The organism is Verrucomicrobium sp. BvORR106 (genome assembly GCF_000739655.1).
Classification (GTDB): domain Bacteria; phylum Verrucomicrobiota; class Verrucomicrobiia; order Verrucomicrobiales; family Verrucomicrobiaceae; genus Verrucomicrobium.
The window spans coordinates 1-15,536 of sequence record NZ_BATR01000150.1; the positions used below are offsets into that span (position 1 = coordinate 1).

13 protein-coding genes are annotated in these 15,536 nt (G+C 61.4%); 6 read left to right on the plus strand and 7 right to left on the minus strand.

All coding sequences use genetic code 11. The features are described from left to right. Positions 1–436: 436 nt before the first annotated feature. Both BV106_RS26780 and BV106_RS26785 read right to left on the minus strand, forming a co-directional pair. Positions 437–1,993 (minus strand): PQQ-binding-like beta-propeller repeat protein, encoded by a 1,557-nt coding sequence (locus tag BV106_RS26780; protein WP_038169888.1) that lies wholly within the window; start codon positions 1,991–1,993, stop codon positions 437–439. Between the two features lie 75 nt (positions 1,994–2,068). Further along, positions 2,069–2,779 (minus strand): TetR/AcrR family transcriptional regulator, encoded by a 711-nt coding sequence (locus tag BV106_RS26785; RefSeq protein WP_051946379.1) that lies wholly within the window; start codon positions 2,777–2,779, stop codon positions 2,069–2,071. Positions 2,780–2,899: 120 nt separating this feature from the next. Here BV106_RS26785 and BV106_RS26790 point away from each other — a divergent pair, with 120 nt between their 5' ends. Continuing rightward, positions 2,900–3,859: a DUF1152 domain-containing protein gene (locus BV106_RS26790; protein WP_038169890.1), complete on the plus strand. Its 960-nt coding sequence runs from the start codon at positions 2,900–2,902 to the stop codon at positions 3,857–3,859. A gap of 54 nt (positions 3,860–3,913) precedes the next feature. Here the strand turns inward: BV106_RS26790 and xseA are convergent, their stop codons facing one another. The 3 genes from xseA to BV106_RS26805 form a co-directional block, all read right to left on the minus strand. Next, entirely contained in the window at positions 3,914–5,251 is a 1,338-nt protein-coding gene (gene xseA / locus BV106_RS26795; protein ID WP_038169892.1) for an exodeoxyribonuclease VII large subunit, read from the minus strand. Positions 5,252–5,440: 189 nt separating this feature from the next. Next, positions 5,441–6,157, minus strand: coding sequence for a response regulator (locus BV106_RS26800; protein ID WP_038169895.1), 717 nt, complete (start codon positions 6,155–6,157; stop codon positions 5,441–5,443). Next, complete coding sequence (locus tag BV106_RS26805; RefSeq protein ID WP_038169897.1) at positions 6,154–7,314, minus strand: histidine kinase; 1,161 nt, start codon at positions 7,312–7,314, stop codon at positions 6,154–6,156. The genes BV106_RS26800 and BV106_RS26805 overlap by 4 nt, the downstream gene beginning before the upstream one ends. Positions 7,315–7,653: 339 nt before the next feature. On the opposite strand from BV106_RS26805, the gene BV106_RS26810 reads away from it, so the two are divergent. The 5 genes from BV106_RS26810 to BV106_RS26830 all read left to right on the plus strand — a co-directional run bounded on the left by BV106_RS26810 (position 7,654) and on the right by BV106_RS26830 (position 12,774). Then, positions 7,654–8,343 (plus strand): PadR family transcriptional regulator, encoded by a 690-nt coding sequence (locus BV106_RS26810; protein WP_038169899.1) that lies wholly within the window; start codon positions 7,654–7,656, stop codon positions 8,341–8,343. 83 nt (positions 8,344–8,426) lie between these two features. After that, entirely contained in the window at positions 8,427–9,674 is a 1,248-nt protein-coding gene (locus tag BV106_RS26815; protein ID WP_038169901.1) for an efflux RND transporter periplasmic adaptor subunit, read from the plus strand. After that, positions 9,671–10,369: an ABC transporter ATP-binding protein gene (locus BV106_RS26820; protein WP_038169904.1), complete on the plus strand. Its 699-nt coding sequence runs from the start codon at positions 9,671–9,673 to the stop codon at positions 10,367–10,369. The genes BV106_RS26815 and BV106_RS26820 overlap by 4 nt, the downstream gene beginning before the upstream one ends. After that, positions 10,366–11,538 (plus strand): ABC transporter permease, encoded by a 1,173-nt coding sequence (locus tag BV106_RS26825; RefSeq protein ID WP_038169906.1) that lies wholly within the window; start codon positions 10,366–10,368, stop codon positions 11,536–11,538. Before BV106_RS26820 ends, BV106_RS26825 begins: the two co-directional genes overlap by 4 nt. A 36-nt stretch (positions 11,539–11,574) precedes the next feature. Beyond that, positions 11,575–12,774 (plus strand): ABC transporter permease, encoded by a 1,200-nt coding sequence (locus BV106_RS26830; protein WP_038169908.1) that lies wholly within the window; start codon positions 11,575–11,577, stop codon positions 12,772–12,774. Between the two features lie 737 nt (positions 12,775–13,511). Here BV106_RS26830 and BV106_RS26840 read toward each other — a convergent pair. Then, positions 13,512–14,360, minus strand: coding sequence for an MBL fold metallo-hydrolase (locus tag BV106_RS26840; RefSeq protein WP_038169916.1), 849 nt, complete (start codon positions 14,358–14,360; stop codon positions 13,512–13,514). Positions 14,361–14,475: 115 nt separating this feature from the next. Beyond that, positions 14,476–15,513, minus strand: a complete 1,038-nt coding sequence (locus BV106_RS26845) for a methionine synthase (RefSeq protein WP_038169919.1) — start codon at positions 15,511–15,513, stop codon at positions 14,476–14,478. Positions 15,514–15,536: the final 23 nt, after the last annotated feature.

The window sequence follows — 15,536 nt, forward strand, 5'->3', positions numbered from 1 at the left end:
TGGGGCAACGCCCAAGGAATAGATAACCAAATTACCTTTGAGGGCTGAAGGCCCGGCTTCATCAAACCTGCCCACGGCGAGCATCCCTGAATGACCCCGGGCCTACAGCCCTCAACATCTTAAACTAGCGCCAACCTTGGGCGTTGCCCAAGGCTAGCATCACGCCGGGCCTTCAGCCCTCAGCTCGTTCGCCAGAGGCGAGATCATCAGCCTCACCCCATTTTCCCTGATGGTTTTAATCCCGCATGCAGGACGGTACTCCAACCCTGCCCTCACAAAAGCTGGATCATTTGTTAGACAAGAGTCGATGCGACATCTTGCCCCTTCCCTCCTAACCCAGGCGAAGCCGTCTCAACCAGCGCAGCGTCTCAACAGGCCGCTTGCGGCCCCCTCAACCAGCAGCCGCCCTGGCGGCTGCGTCTCAACTCCCTCCCCCTCATCTCCCCGGCATCTCATAACACACTGCCTCGACGCTGTTGCGCACCAGCAGATACTTCCCTGCCACGGTGGGATGATTCCATGTCTTCGCACTGAGCGCGGGCAACTGTCCCAGGACGGCACCTTCTTTGGCCAGATCCACCAGATACACCTCTCCCGGTTCGCTCTGGATAACGGCAACATCATTCACCACCAGGCTCTGCCCTGAACCGTAGCGGCCATTCTTCCACAGTCGCTTTCCGGTCTCCACATCCATGCAGGCAATCTGACCGTCATCCAAGCCAAAGATGTATTTGCCCTGCCACACGGTGCTGTTGAACTGGGTTTTCATGCGCAGGTTCTTCCAGACCTCCTCTGCCTCCAGCTTCTTGCCATCGGCTGCTGGCTTGATCTTCAGCATGGAGCACCCCATGCCATAACCAGCCGACAGGAACACCTGGTCTTCGCCCACCACCAGAGGCTGGGAGGCCTTGGGCCAGCGAGGATCTCCCCAGGCATGATCCAGCAGCACTTCACCCGTCGTCGGATCATGCGCGCTCAGGTTGCCTGCGTTAACAGACAGAACCACCCGACGTCCGGCCAGAGTCACCAGCGTGGGTGAGGCATAGCTGGCCTTGGCCGTTCCCGCTTTCCAGGCAGGCTCGCCGGTCTGGCGATGAAAGGCCAGCACCGTGGCCCCTTCCTTGTCCCCACCAGTGACCACCACGAGATCATCATAGACCAGCGGCGACGCACTCACGCCCCATTCAATGTTGGGCAGGTCATTCTCCTTCAGCACGTCACGGCTCCAGAGCGCCTTGCCCGTCACCGCATCCAGACAGGTCAGCACCCCCGTTCCGCCGTAGCTGAACACCTGCCCCCGATCCACCGCCGGCGTTGCCCTCGGCCCCGTGCCGCCCTGCCATTGCGTGAAGCGGGCCTTGATCGCGTGACTCCAGAGCGGTTTCCCAGTGGCCAGTTCATAGCAGGTGGTCATTTCCTCGTCCCCGCGCTGTTCCTGGGTGTAGGCACGTCCACCCACCACGGCAAAAGCGCTCCAGCCTTCGCCAATATTCTGTCGCCACACTTCCTTCGGAGCTTGCGACTGCCAATCACGCGCCAGAGCGGCATTCTGCACCACGCCGTCCCGCTTGGGGCCGTAAAACTGGGGGACATCCATCGCCCCTTCCACCTTGGCCACTTCCGCTACTGGAACCACGCTGACCGCCGAGAAATGCCGTTCCGCAGGGCGGGTCCATTTCCAGGCCAGCTTGGGCAGGCCCGTGCCGTCCACCGTACCATCCACCCGCACCGCCCGGCTCACGCCGAACCCTGCCAGCACCAAAAGCCCTACCACAGCGAGCCTCGCCCGACCGGAATAGCGGCTCAAGAAGAGGAACCACAGGACCAGTAACAACCCACCCAGCAGGCTCAGCGCCGACACCCCCCAACTCTTGAAGTTGCGATCCAACTCTGGCATGAGCGCAGTGACGGCGATACCCACAGCGGTGAGCGCTGCGACGACGAGCGGAATCCACAGACGGTGACCTTTTTGAGCAGGGGCTAGAGCATTCATGGAAGTTGATTTGAGGGTTGATTTAGATTCACAAGTAAGTACTCACTAAACTACAGAGCACAAAAAAACGACTCCCTATCCTTCGCTGCCCATCAGCATGGCGAAGGCTTTCGGATTGTAGTGACGCTTGATGGCTTCATCCCGCACGCCGATCCCGCGGAGGGCAAACCACGTGGACTGCTCCACCAGCTCGGCATAGGAGACGCCCATGTCCACCACCGGACGTCCAGGGAGTTCATTGAGCATCAGCATCCCGGCGAGGTGCTGGGCCAGCCAAGCCCTCAAGGCCGGTGTCCCCACAGGGGTATCCGACAGATCGCCTGCCTGGCCCGCCGCATCGATGCAAGCCTTCAGCTGGTTGATCATGCCATCTCCCACATGCCGCATGAATCCCCGGGCAAACTCGCCGTCTTCAGAGAAACTGTGCAGCATCAGGCGATATAGGCTGTTTTCCTCCTGCGACCGTCGCTGCGGCGGACGCAGCATCTTGGCCATGAAGTAGTGCACCATCGTCACCAACGATGAGGTCGAAGGCTCCAATGCCATCATCTCCTCTGCCGCCGGCGTGTGCTTGGCCCGGCAACACTCCATCTGCATGGCAGTGTACAGTTCATCCTTGCTGGGAAAGTGCCGGAAGATCAACGCCTCCGACACGCCCGCCTCGAGAGCCAGCGCCTTCGTCGTCGAACCATGAAACCCCCGCTCAGAAAAGACCTTCAACGCAGCACGAATGATCGCCTCCCGGCGCTCATCGCTGCTGAGTCTCTTGGACGGTTGTGAGATCATGGAATCACACAAGTAAGCGTACACTCACAACTCCGTCAACCATAGAATTCGCGCTGTCAGTCGAGTCCGCAGACCCTGGCTAAACCACACGGTTTGTGCGATCAATCGCCCATTCATTCTATGCCCCTCCAACACTGGCCCCTTTTTAGCGAACTCCAAGACTGCCAGAGCATCCTCATCGCCGGGGCGGGAGGTGGCTTTGATGTCTATTCCGGACTCCCCCTCTACTTTGCCCTCCGTGCCGCAGGAAAAACGGTCCATCTGGCAAACCTCTCCTTTGCAGAGCTCCCCACGGCACCGGAATCCGGCATCACTTCACACTGCGTCAGGGTAGACGCAGACTCACGCTGCCGCAGCAGCTACTTCCCGGAGAAGACTCTCGCCGAATGGTTCAGGAGCCATCGCCAGGAGGAGGTCAGCATCTATGCCTTCCCCCAGTGTGGTACTGCCCCCTTGATTGATGCGTACAATCAACTGCGGCTCCGGCTCAATCTCGACGCCGTGGTTCTTGTCGATGGCGGCACGGACAGCCTCATGCGCGGAGATGAGTTTGGCTTGGGCACTCCAGAGGAAGACATCGCGAGCCTCGTCGCCGTGAACTCCTTGATCCCTACAGGGTGCAAGACCTTCCTGGCCTGCATCGGCTTTGGCATCGACACCTTTCACGGAGTGTGTCACTCCCATTTTTTGGAGGCAGTAGCGGCATTGACGCAGAGTGATGCTTTTCTCGGAGTCGCCTCCGTGCTCAAGAACATGCCCGAAGCGCAGGAGTTTCTCTCCGCAGTGCAGCATGCGAATCTAAACTCCATCCATCGAAAGAGCATTGTGGCCAACTCCATTGCATCCGCAGTTGAAGGACACTTTGGAGATGTGCATCGCACCGGACGCACCGAGGGATCAAAACTTTGGATCAATCCGCTCATGCCCATCTACTGGGCGTTTCACCTCCCCGCTGTCGTCCAGAGAAACCTCTACGTCGATCTGTTGCACGGCACCCAGACCATGAGGGATATCACCACGCGGATAAGCCTCTTTCGCGGCCAGACCAAGCAGAAGGAGTGGGAAGACATCCCCTGCTGACCATTTGCCACCCACCACTCACCACCCTTATCCCTCTTCCCTTTCCCCTTATCCCTATTTATTCGTCGTCACCACACTGGCCACCTTGCCCTTCGCCAGGCGGGTAATCATCATGTCGCCCGTGCGCAGCTTGGAGGCATCTTCGATGACCTTGCCCGTCGCATCGGTGGTCATGGAGAATCCACGGGAGAGCACGGAGTCCGGCCCCATGCTTTTCAGCAGCTTGCGCATGGCCAGCACCTTCTGGGCACGCTGCTCAATCCGTTGCCGCATGGAGGCACCGAGATGTTGTTGGAGGAGCGCAACGCGATGCGCGGCCTCGGTGAGCACCCGCTGGGGGTGATACTTTTCCAGCGACCGATGATGTTGCACCATGCGGTCATCCAGGCTGCGCCAGTAGAGCTCCTGAGCACGATGATACGTGGATTCCACGTCATCCACCGATTGCACCGCATCTCTCAGCAGGCGCTCGGGTTCACGGCGCAGCGCCCCTTTGCCAGTTAGTTCCAGAACCCGCTCATGATGCTCCAGCGTGGCCCGCATCCGGTGGGTCATACTCTTCTCCATGGCATCGAAATGCCGCTGCAGCTCCGCCGTATCCGGTGCCAGCAACTCCGCCGCAGCACTGGGCGTGGGCGCCCGCATGTCCGCGACGAAGTCGGCGATGGTAAAGTCAATTTCATGCCCCACCGCAGAGATGACGGGAATGGTGGAGGCAAAGATGGACCGAGCCACCACTTCCTCGTTGAAGTTCCAGAGATCCTCCAGGCTGCCGCCGCCACGTCCCACCACTATCGTGTCAGGGCGAGGCAGCCCCGCGACTTCCTGGTTCAGCAGATCGATCGCACGAGCAATCTCCTGCTCCGCCCCCTGCCCCTGCACGCGCACGGGGAAGACCAGCACCCGCAGCCAGGGAGCCCGGCGGGTGAGAATGTTCAGCATGTCGCGAATGGCCGCACCGGTCGGCGAGGTCACAAGCGCCACCACGCGGGGGAACTTGGGAATGGGCTTCTTCCAGTGATTCTCAAACAGCCCCTCCGCCGCAAGCTTCTGCTTCAGAGCCTCGAACCGGGCCTGCAGCGAGCCCTGCCCCTTGGGCTGGACCGAGCGCACAATGATCTGGTAGTTGCCCCGCTGCTCGTACACCGTGAGCTCCCCAAAGAGCTGCACCTGCATCCCGTCTCGCAACGGCGTCTGCATGCGGGCACTGGCTCCGCGGAAGAGGACACAGGAGATCTGCGCCCCCTCATCCTTGAGCGTGAAGTACTGGTGTCCGGACGACTGGAGCCGATGATTGCTGATTTCCCCCTCCACCGAGACATCCCCAATCTGCCCCTCAAGGAGTGAGCGGATCTGGCGGGTCAGTTGGGAGACGGAAAGGACGCTGGACATGTCTGCCCGACCAAAGACGGGAATCGTCCGTACTCAAGGTGCAAGGCAGGCAACACGCGGATTTTCGCTGTCGTTGGCACAAGACTCGAGGCCTTCAGAGGCTTTACCGCAGGGTGGCCATGTGCGCCAACGGCCCTTTTCATCTAGGATGCCGCGCCCTCACTGACGCACCGACGCACTGAGCCCCCCCTACAGCCCAAAGGTCTCCCGAAACACCCTCGACTGCCTACGGGACAACTCCACCTCTGTGCCGTCCTTCAAACGCACCTTGAGCGAGTTGCTGAACCACTCCTCCGTGGAGACGATCCAGCGCACATTGATCATCTGGGCCCGATTGGCCCGGAAGAACATGTGTGCCGGCAGACGCTCTTCCAAGGCCGACAACGACCTGCCAATGACGGGGCGCTCCTCATCGAAGTACACGCGGGTGTAGTTGCCCTCCGACTGGAGAAGGCGGATGCTCTCCAGCGGGGTGAACCAGTGCCCCTCTGCCCCTTTGAGGAAGATGCGGTCCCCTTCCCCCAACGGTTGGGCGCGGCCTCGCTCGGCTGGCAATTCGCCCCTGAGCCGCTCCAGCGTGCGGGCCAGACGCTCCGGCTCCACCGGTTTCAGCAAATAATCAAAAGCCGCCAGATCGAAGGCGCGCAGCGCGTGTTCATCATACGCGGTCACAAAGACCACTTCACAGCCATTGCCGATCATCTGGGCTGCCGTTTCGAGCCCCGTTCTCTCCGGCATCTGGATGTCCAGGAAGATCACATCCGGACGCGTCTGAAGACAGAGCTCCACCGCCTCTGCGGCAGAGTCCGCCTCGCCCACCACCTCCAGGTCGTCATGAGACTCCAGGAGCTTGCGCATCTCCCGCCGGGCGGGATTTTCATCGTCTACGATCAGGGCTCGGATCATCGGGGTATGACACTTGCTACATTCTGGGCTTGCGGGATGACCGCACGGGCCACGACCTTGCCACCGGCTTCATCACTGATTTGGAACGTAGCGCGACCATCGTACAGGAGCGACAGCCGCTCTGACGCCATCTTCAGGCCCATGCCCGTGGAGCCGGACGTACGCCCCAGCCGCCCAAGGTTCTCCACCTCAATCCGAATCCAACCCGGCACCGCGCTTACGCGATAGGCGACGCGACGCACGCCCTCACCATCCGCGCCGCCATATTTGACAGCGTTCTCCACCAGCGTCTGCAGGAGAAAGGGCGGCAGCAGGGCTTCCGCAGGATCCACATCCACCGCAGAGCACACATCCAGTTTATCCTCGAACCGCATCTTCTCGATCTGCAGGTAGGCGTCCACGGTTTCGATTTCCTGCGCCAGCGGGACCAGCTGCGCATTGCCCCCGGCCAGGGAGGCACGGAAGATCTTGGCGAGCTGCGTGACCATGAGGCGGGCCCGCTCCGGATCGGAATCAATCAGACTCCGCAGCGTGTTCAGACCATTGAAGAGGAAGTGGGGATTGATCTGGGATCGCAGTGAAGCCAACGCGGCCTCTTTTACAGACATGTCCACGCGAAGCTTTTGCACCTTGGCCTCCTGAAGCTGCACATAGTAATGCAGGCTGAAGTAAGCACCGGACCAGGCCACCAGCTGAATGGAGATCCACACCACCAGCAACGCCGCCAGTCCTGCTCCAAAGCCTTCCGCCTCCCACGTGGGACGGTCCATGGTCCAGCTGAGCCCGGTCACGATCGCGCCGCAGGTCAGGGAGGCAGCCACCACACGTGGCCAGAGAGCGCCCAGCTTCTTCTCCTTCCATTTGCCCGCGAGGATCACCCAGCGATAGGCATGCGTGAGCAGCACCGCCACCGTGGAGAAGAACACCGTGCCCCACAGCGGATGGAGCCCGCCTTCCACATGAGGTGTGGGGTCCAGAAAGCTGCCCCACCAGCCCAGGCCGATGCTGCCGAACCACATCGCCATCTGACAGCGCCAGTAGTTCTTGTGGCCCCACCAGAAGCGACGATTTTCCTCCGACTGGCGCACCCGGGCTGCAGCCTCCGCCGCCGGGGAGGCGGCAGCGGGATGGGTAACGGAGATGGCCTGGAGAGACATGATGAACCGGGTGAGGTGTAGGGAACGCTGCCATGCATTTTAGCAGTGTCGCGGGCTTTTTGACCAGCGGTCAGGAGCCTCCATGAGCGGTCCCCTCCTACAGGGCATCCCCACGGCGAAACTCCAACCGTTCGACCAGCCGATCCCACCGCCTCCGGGGCGCACCAGACCGATCATCCGAATTCCCCAGCGCACATCCCGCGCCACACCATGGTGCGAGCGTGCCTGAGCCTCCCATCCGGGCGGAACACCCCCTCTCATCCGCTTCTGGAAGACGATGCCGCAACTTCATGATTGACTCCTCTCGATTTCACCGTCACCGTATATCCGTTCACGGATATGCCACCGATTGTCATCAGACCCAAGCGCTCCAACCCACTCGCGCTCGCGGTGTTGGCCCTGCTCTTTGAACGCCCCATGCATCCCTACGAGATGGCCGCGACACTGAAGGAGAGGCACAAGGAAGACAGCATTAAGCTGCGCTATGGCTCGCTCTATACCGTGATCGACATCCTCGCTCGTGAAGGCCACATCACGCCCCGCGAGACGCTGCGGGATGGCCGCCGTCCTGAACGCACCGTGTATGAACTGACCCCTGCGGGAAACGTCGAGATGAGGGAATGGATGCGATCGCTGTTAAAGACACCGGTGAAGGAGTATCCCCAGTTTGAAGCAGCCCTCTCTCTGCTCGGCGCGCTGCCCCCGAAGGAAGCCAGCCAGCTTTTGCAAAAGCGGATCATCGCTCTGCAGGAGCAGGCCGAGAACACTCGTGCCACGATCACAGTCGCCCAACACCACGGACTGCCCGCGCTTTTCTCCGTCGAGACCTCATACCACTTGAAAATGATCGAGGCCGAGATTGAATTCGTTCATGAACTAGTCGCGCAGATTGCTCATGACGGCTGCGGCTGGCTGCCCCAGTGGAAACGATTTCACAAAGAGCGGCCTGCACTCGATACTTCCGACCTGTCAGCTTCCGCACCCGCCAAGCCCCCCCATCGCAAGCCGGGCTCCACCACCGGCTCGTGACAATAATCTCACCGTCTCCTCCGTCGGGTCCAGGCATATTACCCCTCCAGCCCGCGGCGCCCATTCCTCCCGCCCATCCATCCATGAGTTCAGAAAAAGCCAGTCTCGACGGTTTGCGCATCCACCGTCCGACCATGTCCAAAGCTCCATCCCGGCCCAGGTGGATCCTTCCTGTCGGTGGAGGCGCGCTGATTGCCGCAGGACTGGTGGCTTGGTTCGTCGCTGGCCCCAAGCCAGTCCAGGTGGAGACCTATATTGTGCAGGCCACGGTGCCCGCAGGCAAGAACGGCAGCCGCGCCCAAAGCGCCCCTTTGCTCAATGCATCCGGCTACGTCACCGCCCGGCGTGAAGCCACCGTCTCTTCCAAGATCACCGGCAAGGTGGTGGACATCAAGGTCGAGGAAGGCATGAAAGTGGAGGAAGGCCAGGAGCTTGCCAAGCTGGATGACACCAACGTGCAGGCCAGCCTGAAACTCGCTGAGGCACAACTTGAATCCGCTCGTCGCGCCATCGAAGAAACGCGCCCTACCTCCGTGTTCGCCGAACAGGAAGTGAAGCGCTTCACCGACCTCGCCGCCACCAAAGCAACTAGCATTTCGGATTTGAACAAGGCCCAGGCAGAAGCTCGTTCGCTCAAGGCCAAACTGTCCCGCCAGGAGTCTGATCTGACGGTGGCCGAGCGCGAACTGGCCACCTGGACCCAGCAGGTGGATGACACCATCATACGGGCCCCCTTTTCCGGTGTGGTGACCTCCAAGAACGCTCAACCGGGCGAGATGATCTCGCCCATGTCGTCCGGCGGCTTCACCCGCACCGGCATCTGCACCCTGGTGGACATGACCTCTCTGGAGATCGAGGTGGATGTGAGCGAGAGCTACATCAATCGCGTGGAGCCCGGGCAGCCGGTGGAAGCCACTCTGGACGCCTACTCCGACTGGAAGATCCCTGCCCGCGTGGTCGCCATCATCCCCACCGCCGACCGCCAGAAGGCCACGGTGAAGGTGCGCGTCGGCTTCGACAAGCTAGATCCCCGCATTCTCCCTGAGATGGGCGTGAAGGTGGCCTTCCATGCCGCCCAAGTGGAAGCCACGCCGGGCAAGGGACCCGCCCCCACCATCGTGATCCCCAAGTCTGCCCTGCATGAGGATGGAGGAAAGAACATCGTCTGGATCATCGAGAGCGGTCGCGTCGAGCGGCGCGCCGTCTCCGTCAGCCTCACCCAGGGCGACAACTCCACCATTGCTGCCGGACTCTCCAACGGGGAACGAGTCGTCGTCAGCGCCACCGCCCCGCTCAAAGAAGGCACCCGAGTCAAAGAAACAAAATCATGAGCAACACCGCCAAAACTCTCGTCCACGTATCGGACGTCACGAAGGTCTTCCGCCGCGGCTCGGAGGAAGTACCCGTGCTGTCGCAGCTAAACCTGGAGGTGAAGGAGGGTGAGTTCCTCGCCCTCATGGGACCGTCCGGCTCGGGCAAGTCCACCCTGCTCAACCTGATCGGCGGCCTCGACCGGGCCTCCAAGGGCTCCGTCTCCATTGGCGGGGACCACATTGATGAGCTCTCCGACCGGCAGCTCGCCGCCTGGCGCGCCCGGCACGTGGGCTTCGTCTTCCAGTTCTACAACCTCATGCCCGTGCTCAATGCCGAGCGCAATGTGGAGCTGCCCCTGCTGCTCACCCATCTGAACAAGGCCGAGCGGAAGAAGCATGTGGAGATCGCGCTCAAGGCCGTGGGGTTGTCTCATCGTACCCGGCACTTCCCCCGCCAGATGTCTGGTGGTGAGCAGCAGCGCGTGGGCATCGCCCGCGCCATCGTGACGGATCCCACCCTGCTGCTCTGCGATGAGCCCACCGGTGACCTGGACCGCAAGTCCGGGGATGAAATCCTCTCCCTGCTCCAGGCCCTGAACCAGGAGCACGGCAAGACCATCATCATGGTCACGCACGACCCGCACGCCTCCGCCCGCGCCACCCGTACCGTTCACCTCGACAAAGGTCAGCTATCCACCGAGCAGCCCGCATGAAATACTTCTCCCTGATCTGGGGCAACCTGAAGCGGAGAAAGCTGCGCACCATCCTGACGCTGCTTTCCATTCTGGTGGCGTTCCTCCTCTTCGCCTTCCTCTGTGCCATGACGGAGGCCTTCACCGGCGGTGTCAGCATCGCCGGCGCAGACCGTCTCATGGTCCGGCACAAGGTCTCCATCATTCAGACCCTTCCGGTTAGCTACACGAACCGCATTGCCGCGATTCCCGGTGTATCCGGCGTGACGCACCAGACATGGTTCGGTGGCATCTACCAGGACCCCAAGGAGAACTTCTTCGCCACCATGCCGGTGGAGCCGGAGTCGTTCGCCAAGATGTACAACGAGATCGTGGTGCCCCCCGACGTCATGCAGGCGTGGCTCAAGACCCGCAACGGTGCGATCGTGGGCAAGGCCTTGATGGATCGCATGGCAGCCAAGCACGGCTGGAAAGTCGGCTCCCGCGTCCCCATCACCTCCCCCATCTGGGGCGAGCCCGCCAATCAACCGGCGTGGGAGTTTGAGATCGTGGGCGTGTACGATGTGAACAAAAAGGGGGCGGACAACACCTCCTTCTACTTCCGCTACGACTACTTCGACGAGGCCCGTGAAAAGGGCAAAGGCGAGGTGGGCTGGTACAGCGTGCGTGTGGAGAACCCCGACAATGCCGCGGCCATTGCCAAACGCATTGATGAAGAGTTCGCCAACTCGCCCTATGAGACCAAGGCAGAGACCGAAGCCGCCGCCGCTCAGGGCTTTGCCCAGCAGGTGGGCGATATCGGAACGATCATGGTCGCGGTGCTCAGTGCGGTGTTCTTCACCATCCTGCTCGTGGCGGGCAACACCATGAGCCAGGCTGTGCGCGAACGCACTGAGGAGCTCGGCGTGCTGAAGGCCATGGGCTTCACCAATGAACTGGTGCTCGTACTGGTGATGGTGGAATCCTGCGTACTGGCCGCCCTGGGTGGCTTCACAGGCCTCGGCTTGGGCTGGGCCATCATCTCCGCCACGAACCCCGTGCCTGACCTGCTGCCCAACTTCTTCCTTCCGGAGAAGTACGTGGTCATTGGTGCCGCCATCGTGCTGGCCCTCGGCATCGTCGCCGGAGCCGCCCCCGCCATTCAGGCCATGCGACTGCGCATTGCCGAAGCCCTCCGCCGCAACGGTTAATCGGCAACCGGTCTATCCCCTTCCCTCTTCTCTCTCATGACAAGCTTTTCCAACTGGCTTGACCAGGTCGTCTCCGTGGCGTCCTACAACCTCCGCACCATCCCGGAGCGCAGGGGTGCCGCCTTCACCTCCGCCATCGGCATCGCGGGTGTGGTGGGCGTGCTCGTCGGCGTGCTCGCGATCGCCGAAGGCTTCCGCCTCGCCATGACCGCCTCCGGTTCCAAGGACATCGCCGTGGTGATGCGCACCGGTTCCGACAGTGAAATGACCAGCGGCCTGAGCCGCGATGAAACCCGGCTCATTTCCGACGCCCCCGGCGTGGCGCGAGATGGCGACACCCCGCTCACCTCGGCGGAGTTGTTTGTCATCATCAACCTGCCCAAGCGCTCCACTGGACTGGACGCAAACGTGCCTCTGCGCGGCGTGGAGATGACCGCCGTCAAGGTGCGCGATGACATCAAGATCGTGCAGGGCAACATGTTCGAGTCCGGCAAGAACGAGATCATCGTGGGCGCGGGTGCGGCCCGCGCCTTCGGCGGGCTGGATCTGGACAAGGAGATCAAGATTGGTCAGAACACCTGGACCATCGTGGGCATCTTCACCGCTGGAGGCGGCGTGGCGGAATCAGAGATCTGGACGGATGCAGCAGTGCTACAACCGGCCTACAAGCGGGAGGACTCCTTCCAGTCGGTGTATGCCCGCCTGTCCTCCGCCGGCTCCTTCACGGAATTCCGGGATGCGCTTACCTCGAACCCTCAGCTCAAGGTGAAAGTCCTGCGCCTCTCTGATTTCTACGCAGAGCAGTCGGAGATGCTGACCAAGTTCATCACCACCATCGGGGTCTTCATCGCCAGCATGATGGCATTGGGAGCCTTGTTTGGTGCCCTGAACACCATGTACAGCGCCATCGCCTCCCGTACGCGGGAGATCGCCACCCTGCGCGCCATGGGTTTCAGTTCGGGCCCGGTAGTCATCTCCGTCATCGTCGAGTCACTCGCCGTGTCTCTCATCGGCGGAGCCATCGGTGCTGGCATCGCCTACCTCGCCTTCAACGGCTACGAGGCCTCCACGCTCAACTGGGCCACCTTCAGCCAGGTGACCTTCAAGTTCGCCGTCACCAAAGGCCTCCTGGTCCAAGCCATCATCTGGGCCTCCGTGATCGGCATCATCGGCGGCCTGTTCCCGGCAGTACGTGCGGCAAGATTGCCCATCGCGTCCGCTCTGCGGGAGACCTAGGAGAGTGCTTTGAGAGCTGCGGAGAGGAGCGCGAGCAAATATGCCAGCGCCCCCTCTCCGCCGAGATCACTGTAGAAGAACCGTCTCGATTCTTGTTTGCGAGTCGCCCAGTGCTCCCGCTCCAAGAGCCGGGACGGCTCTTCTACCTTCTTCGCAAGGCGCGTGGCGATCCCAAACCTTCGGCCTTCGCCCCGCAAGAGTTACCCGCCACCTAGCCCGGTCTCACGAAGACCGAAGGTCCGGGCCTCATCAAGACTGATCGTCACGACAGAGGTTATTCGACTGAGCCGCCTAAAGGCGGCACTCCAACCCTGCCGGCGAACAAGAAAGGCAGAAGTCGATCAGGTACCGACGCGCCCGCCTCACTCCCTCACTCCATCACTCCCTCACTCCATCACTCCATCATTCCATCATTCCATCATTCCGCATTCGGCTATCTCCTCCCAATCGCTACCCGACTGCCACACCGCATCAAATGATCCGGCTGCCCCAGTCGCTCACACGCGGTCACAAACTCATCGATGCCGGAGGCATCCCAGCCATTAGCCGGAGTGTTGAGGGAGCGAAGCGACCGATACCTCCGGTAGAGGATCAGTAGATATTCCATCCCGGATGGGATGGCAGCAAGACACTTTCCAGATAGAGCCGCGCGGCTGCCTACACGCCTCCTACGCCCAAGAGCCGGGACGGCTCTTCTACCTTCCATCACTCCATCACTCCATCACTCCCCATTCCCCTCACCTTCTCCCAATCGTCACCCGGCTACCGCACCGCATCAAATGATAAGGCTGCCCCAGCCGCTCACACGCGGCCACAAACTCATCCGTGGTCTCGGTGTTGAACTTGAACATCTCATAGTGACACGGCACGACCAACCCCGCGCCGCAGGCTTTCGCCAAAGCAGCCGCCTCTGTCCCATTCAGATTGCCCGCCACGCGGCGCTCGGGCTTGTGACCGTTGATCGGCAGCAGCATCAGATCGCATCGCGCATTCCGCAGGGGTTCGATGAGCCCATCATGCCAGAGGGTGTCGCCACTGTGATAGATAGTCAGCCCGTTGCGGCGGATGATGAATCCGAGAAACTGGCACCGCCCCTGGTCATCGCGTTCCACCAGGTTGTGGGCTGCGGCCACCCCGGTGAATTCCCAACCTTCCACATGGACGGTTTGACCATCGTTCAGTGAGACGAACTCGATGCTGGTGTCCGGCAGACGCCGTCTCGCCTGAGAAACCGTCGCCTCCGGCAGCACCACCTTGAGGTGCCCGTTGGCCTGAGACAGAGGGCGGAGCGTGTCCTCGTCGAAATGGTCCGTGTGCTGGTGACTGCTGGTGGCCACGCCCACCATGTCCAACTTGTGCGGCATGATCGAAAGATCCGTCATCCGCACATGCGGCTTGTCCGTCCGCGCGTACTTTTTCGACAGGGAGTCAGACAAATACGGATCCAGCAGGAGGTACTCTCCAGCGCATTTCAGCAGAAAGCCGCTCTGGCCGAGCCACCAGACGTGCAACCGGTCTCCGCCATTGGAGGCGGCATGAATGTCTGCGAGGAGGGCACCGTTCTGAAGCAGGGGCTTGATGAGCATGTGAGGACCTGAGAATCGGCAAGTTTGGCACAGAAGCCCCGAATCCAGCAAGTCCCATGCACGATTTTCCCAGAGGGAACACGCAAAAGACGCCAGCGACCCCGGCAACCCTCCCCTACGCTACGCCCAGCGACTCCCGGACGCTGCGCACGCCCCGGACCATGTTCACCAGCTTCTTCTTTGCCGCCCAGCGTGCGGTCTGGCTCAGCCCGCAGTCCGGCGCAAACACCAGCCGCTCAGCGGGGGCAAACTTCAAGCAGGCGCGCACCACTTCAGCGATCTGCGCCACCGTTTCCACATGGTAGCTCTTCACGTCCACGATCCCCACCGCCACATCATACCGCTGCGACATGGGTCCGATTACGTCGAGTTCCGCATATTCCCGGTTCGCCATCTCCACATGAACCTCGTCCGCGTGCAGGTCCAGGAACGCCGGGAAGAGCGGCGCATACTTCCGCCAGCCCACGGGGTGCCCTTTGAAATTGCCAAAGCAAAGATGCGTGCAGATCCTCGCCCGGCCCCGGGCCGGCTCCACCGTCCGGTTAAAGATGTCAACAAAGCGCCGGGGATCTTCCCGGTAGCCATAGCAGCTCATGCTCGGTTCATCCACGCAGATCTCCTGCGCACCGGCCTGGAGCAGATCTTCGATCTCCTTTCTCACCAGCGGCAGGAGCGCCTCCGTCACCGCATAGCGGTCGGCGTAGCGATCGTTGGGAGCCAGACGTCCGGCGAGAGTGTACGGCCCGGGAACAGAAACCTTCAAATGCGTTCCTGCTGGAGCGAGACGGTGCAAGCGCTCAAACTCCTCCACCGCCCCCAGCCCCCGCGGTGCCGCCAGCTCGCCCACAATAGCATGCTTGCCACGTTGATCATGTGCCGGAGGGCCGAAGCGACGCGGACTGGCAGCCTCCAGCGCAATCCCTTCGATGAATCCGTAAAACGACAGATTGAAGTCAAAGCGGGTCTGCTCCCCGTCTGTGATCACATCCAGCCCGGCATCCAGCTGATCGCCAATCGCCACCCGCGCCGCGTCATCCTGCATCTCCTTGATGTCCTCGGAGCCGAACTGGTCAAGGTTCGAGGAGGCAAACTCAAGCCAGCCCGGGAAGGGATAGGAGCCAATGACGGAGGTGCGAAGCGGGTGAGAGGTCATGGGAAGAGGTCCGTGAGATGAAG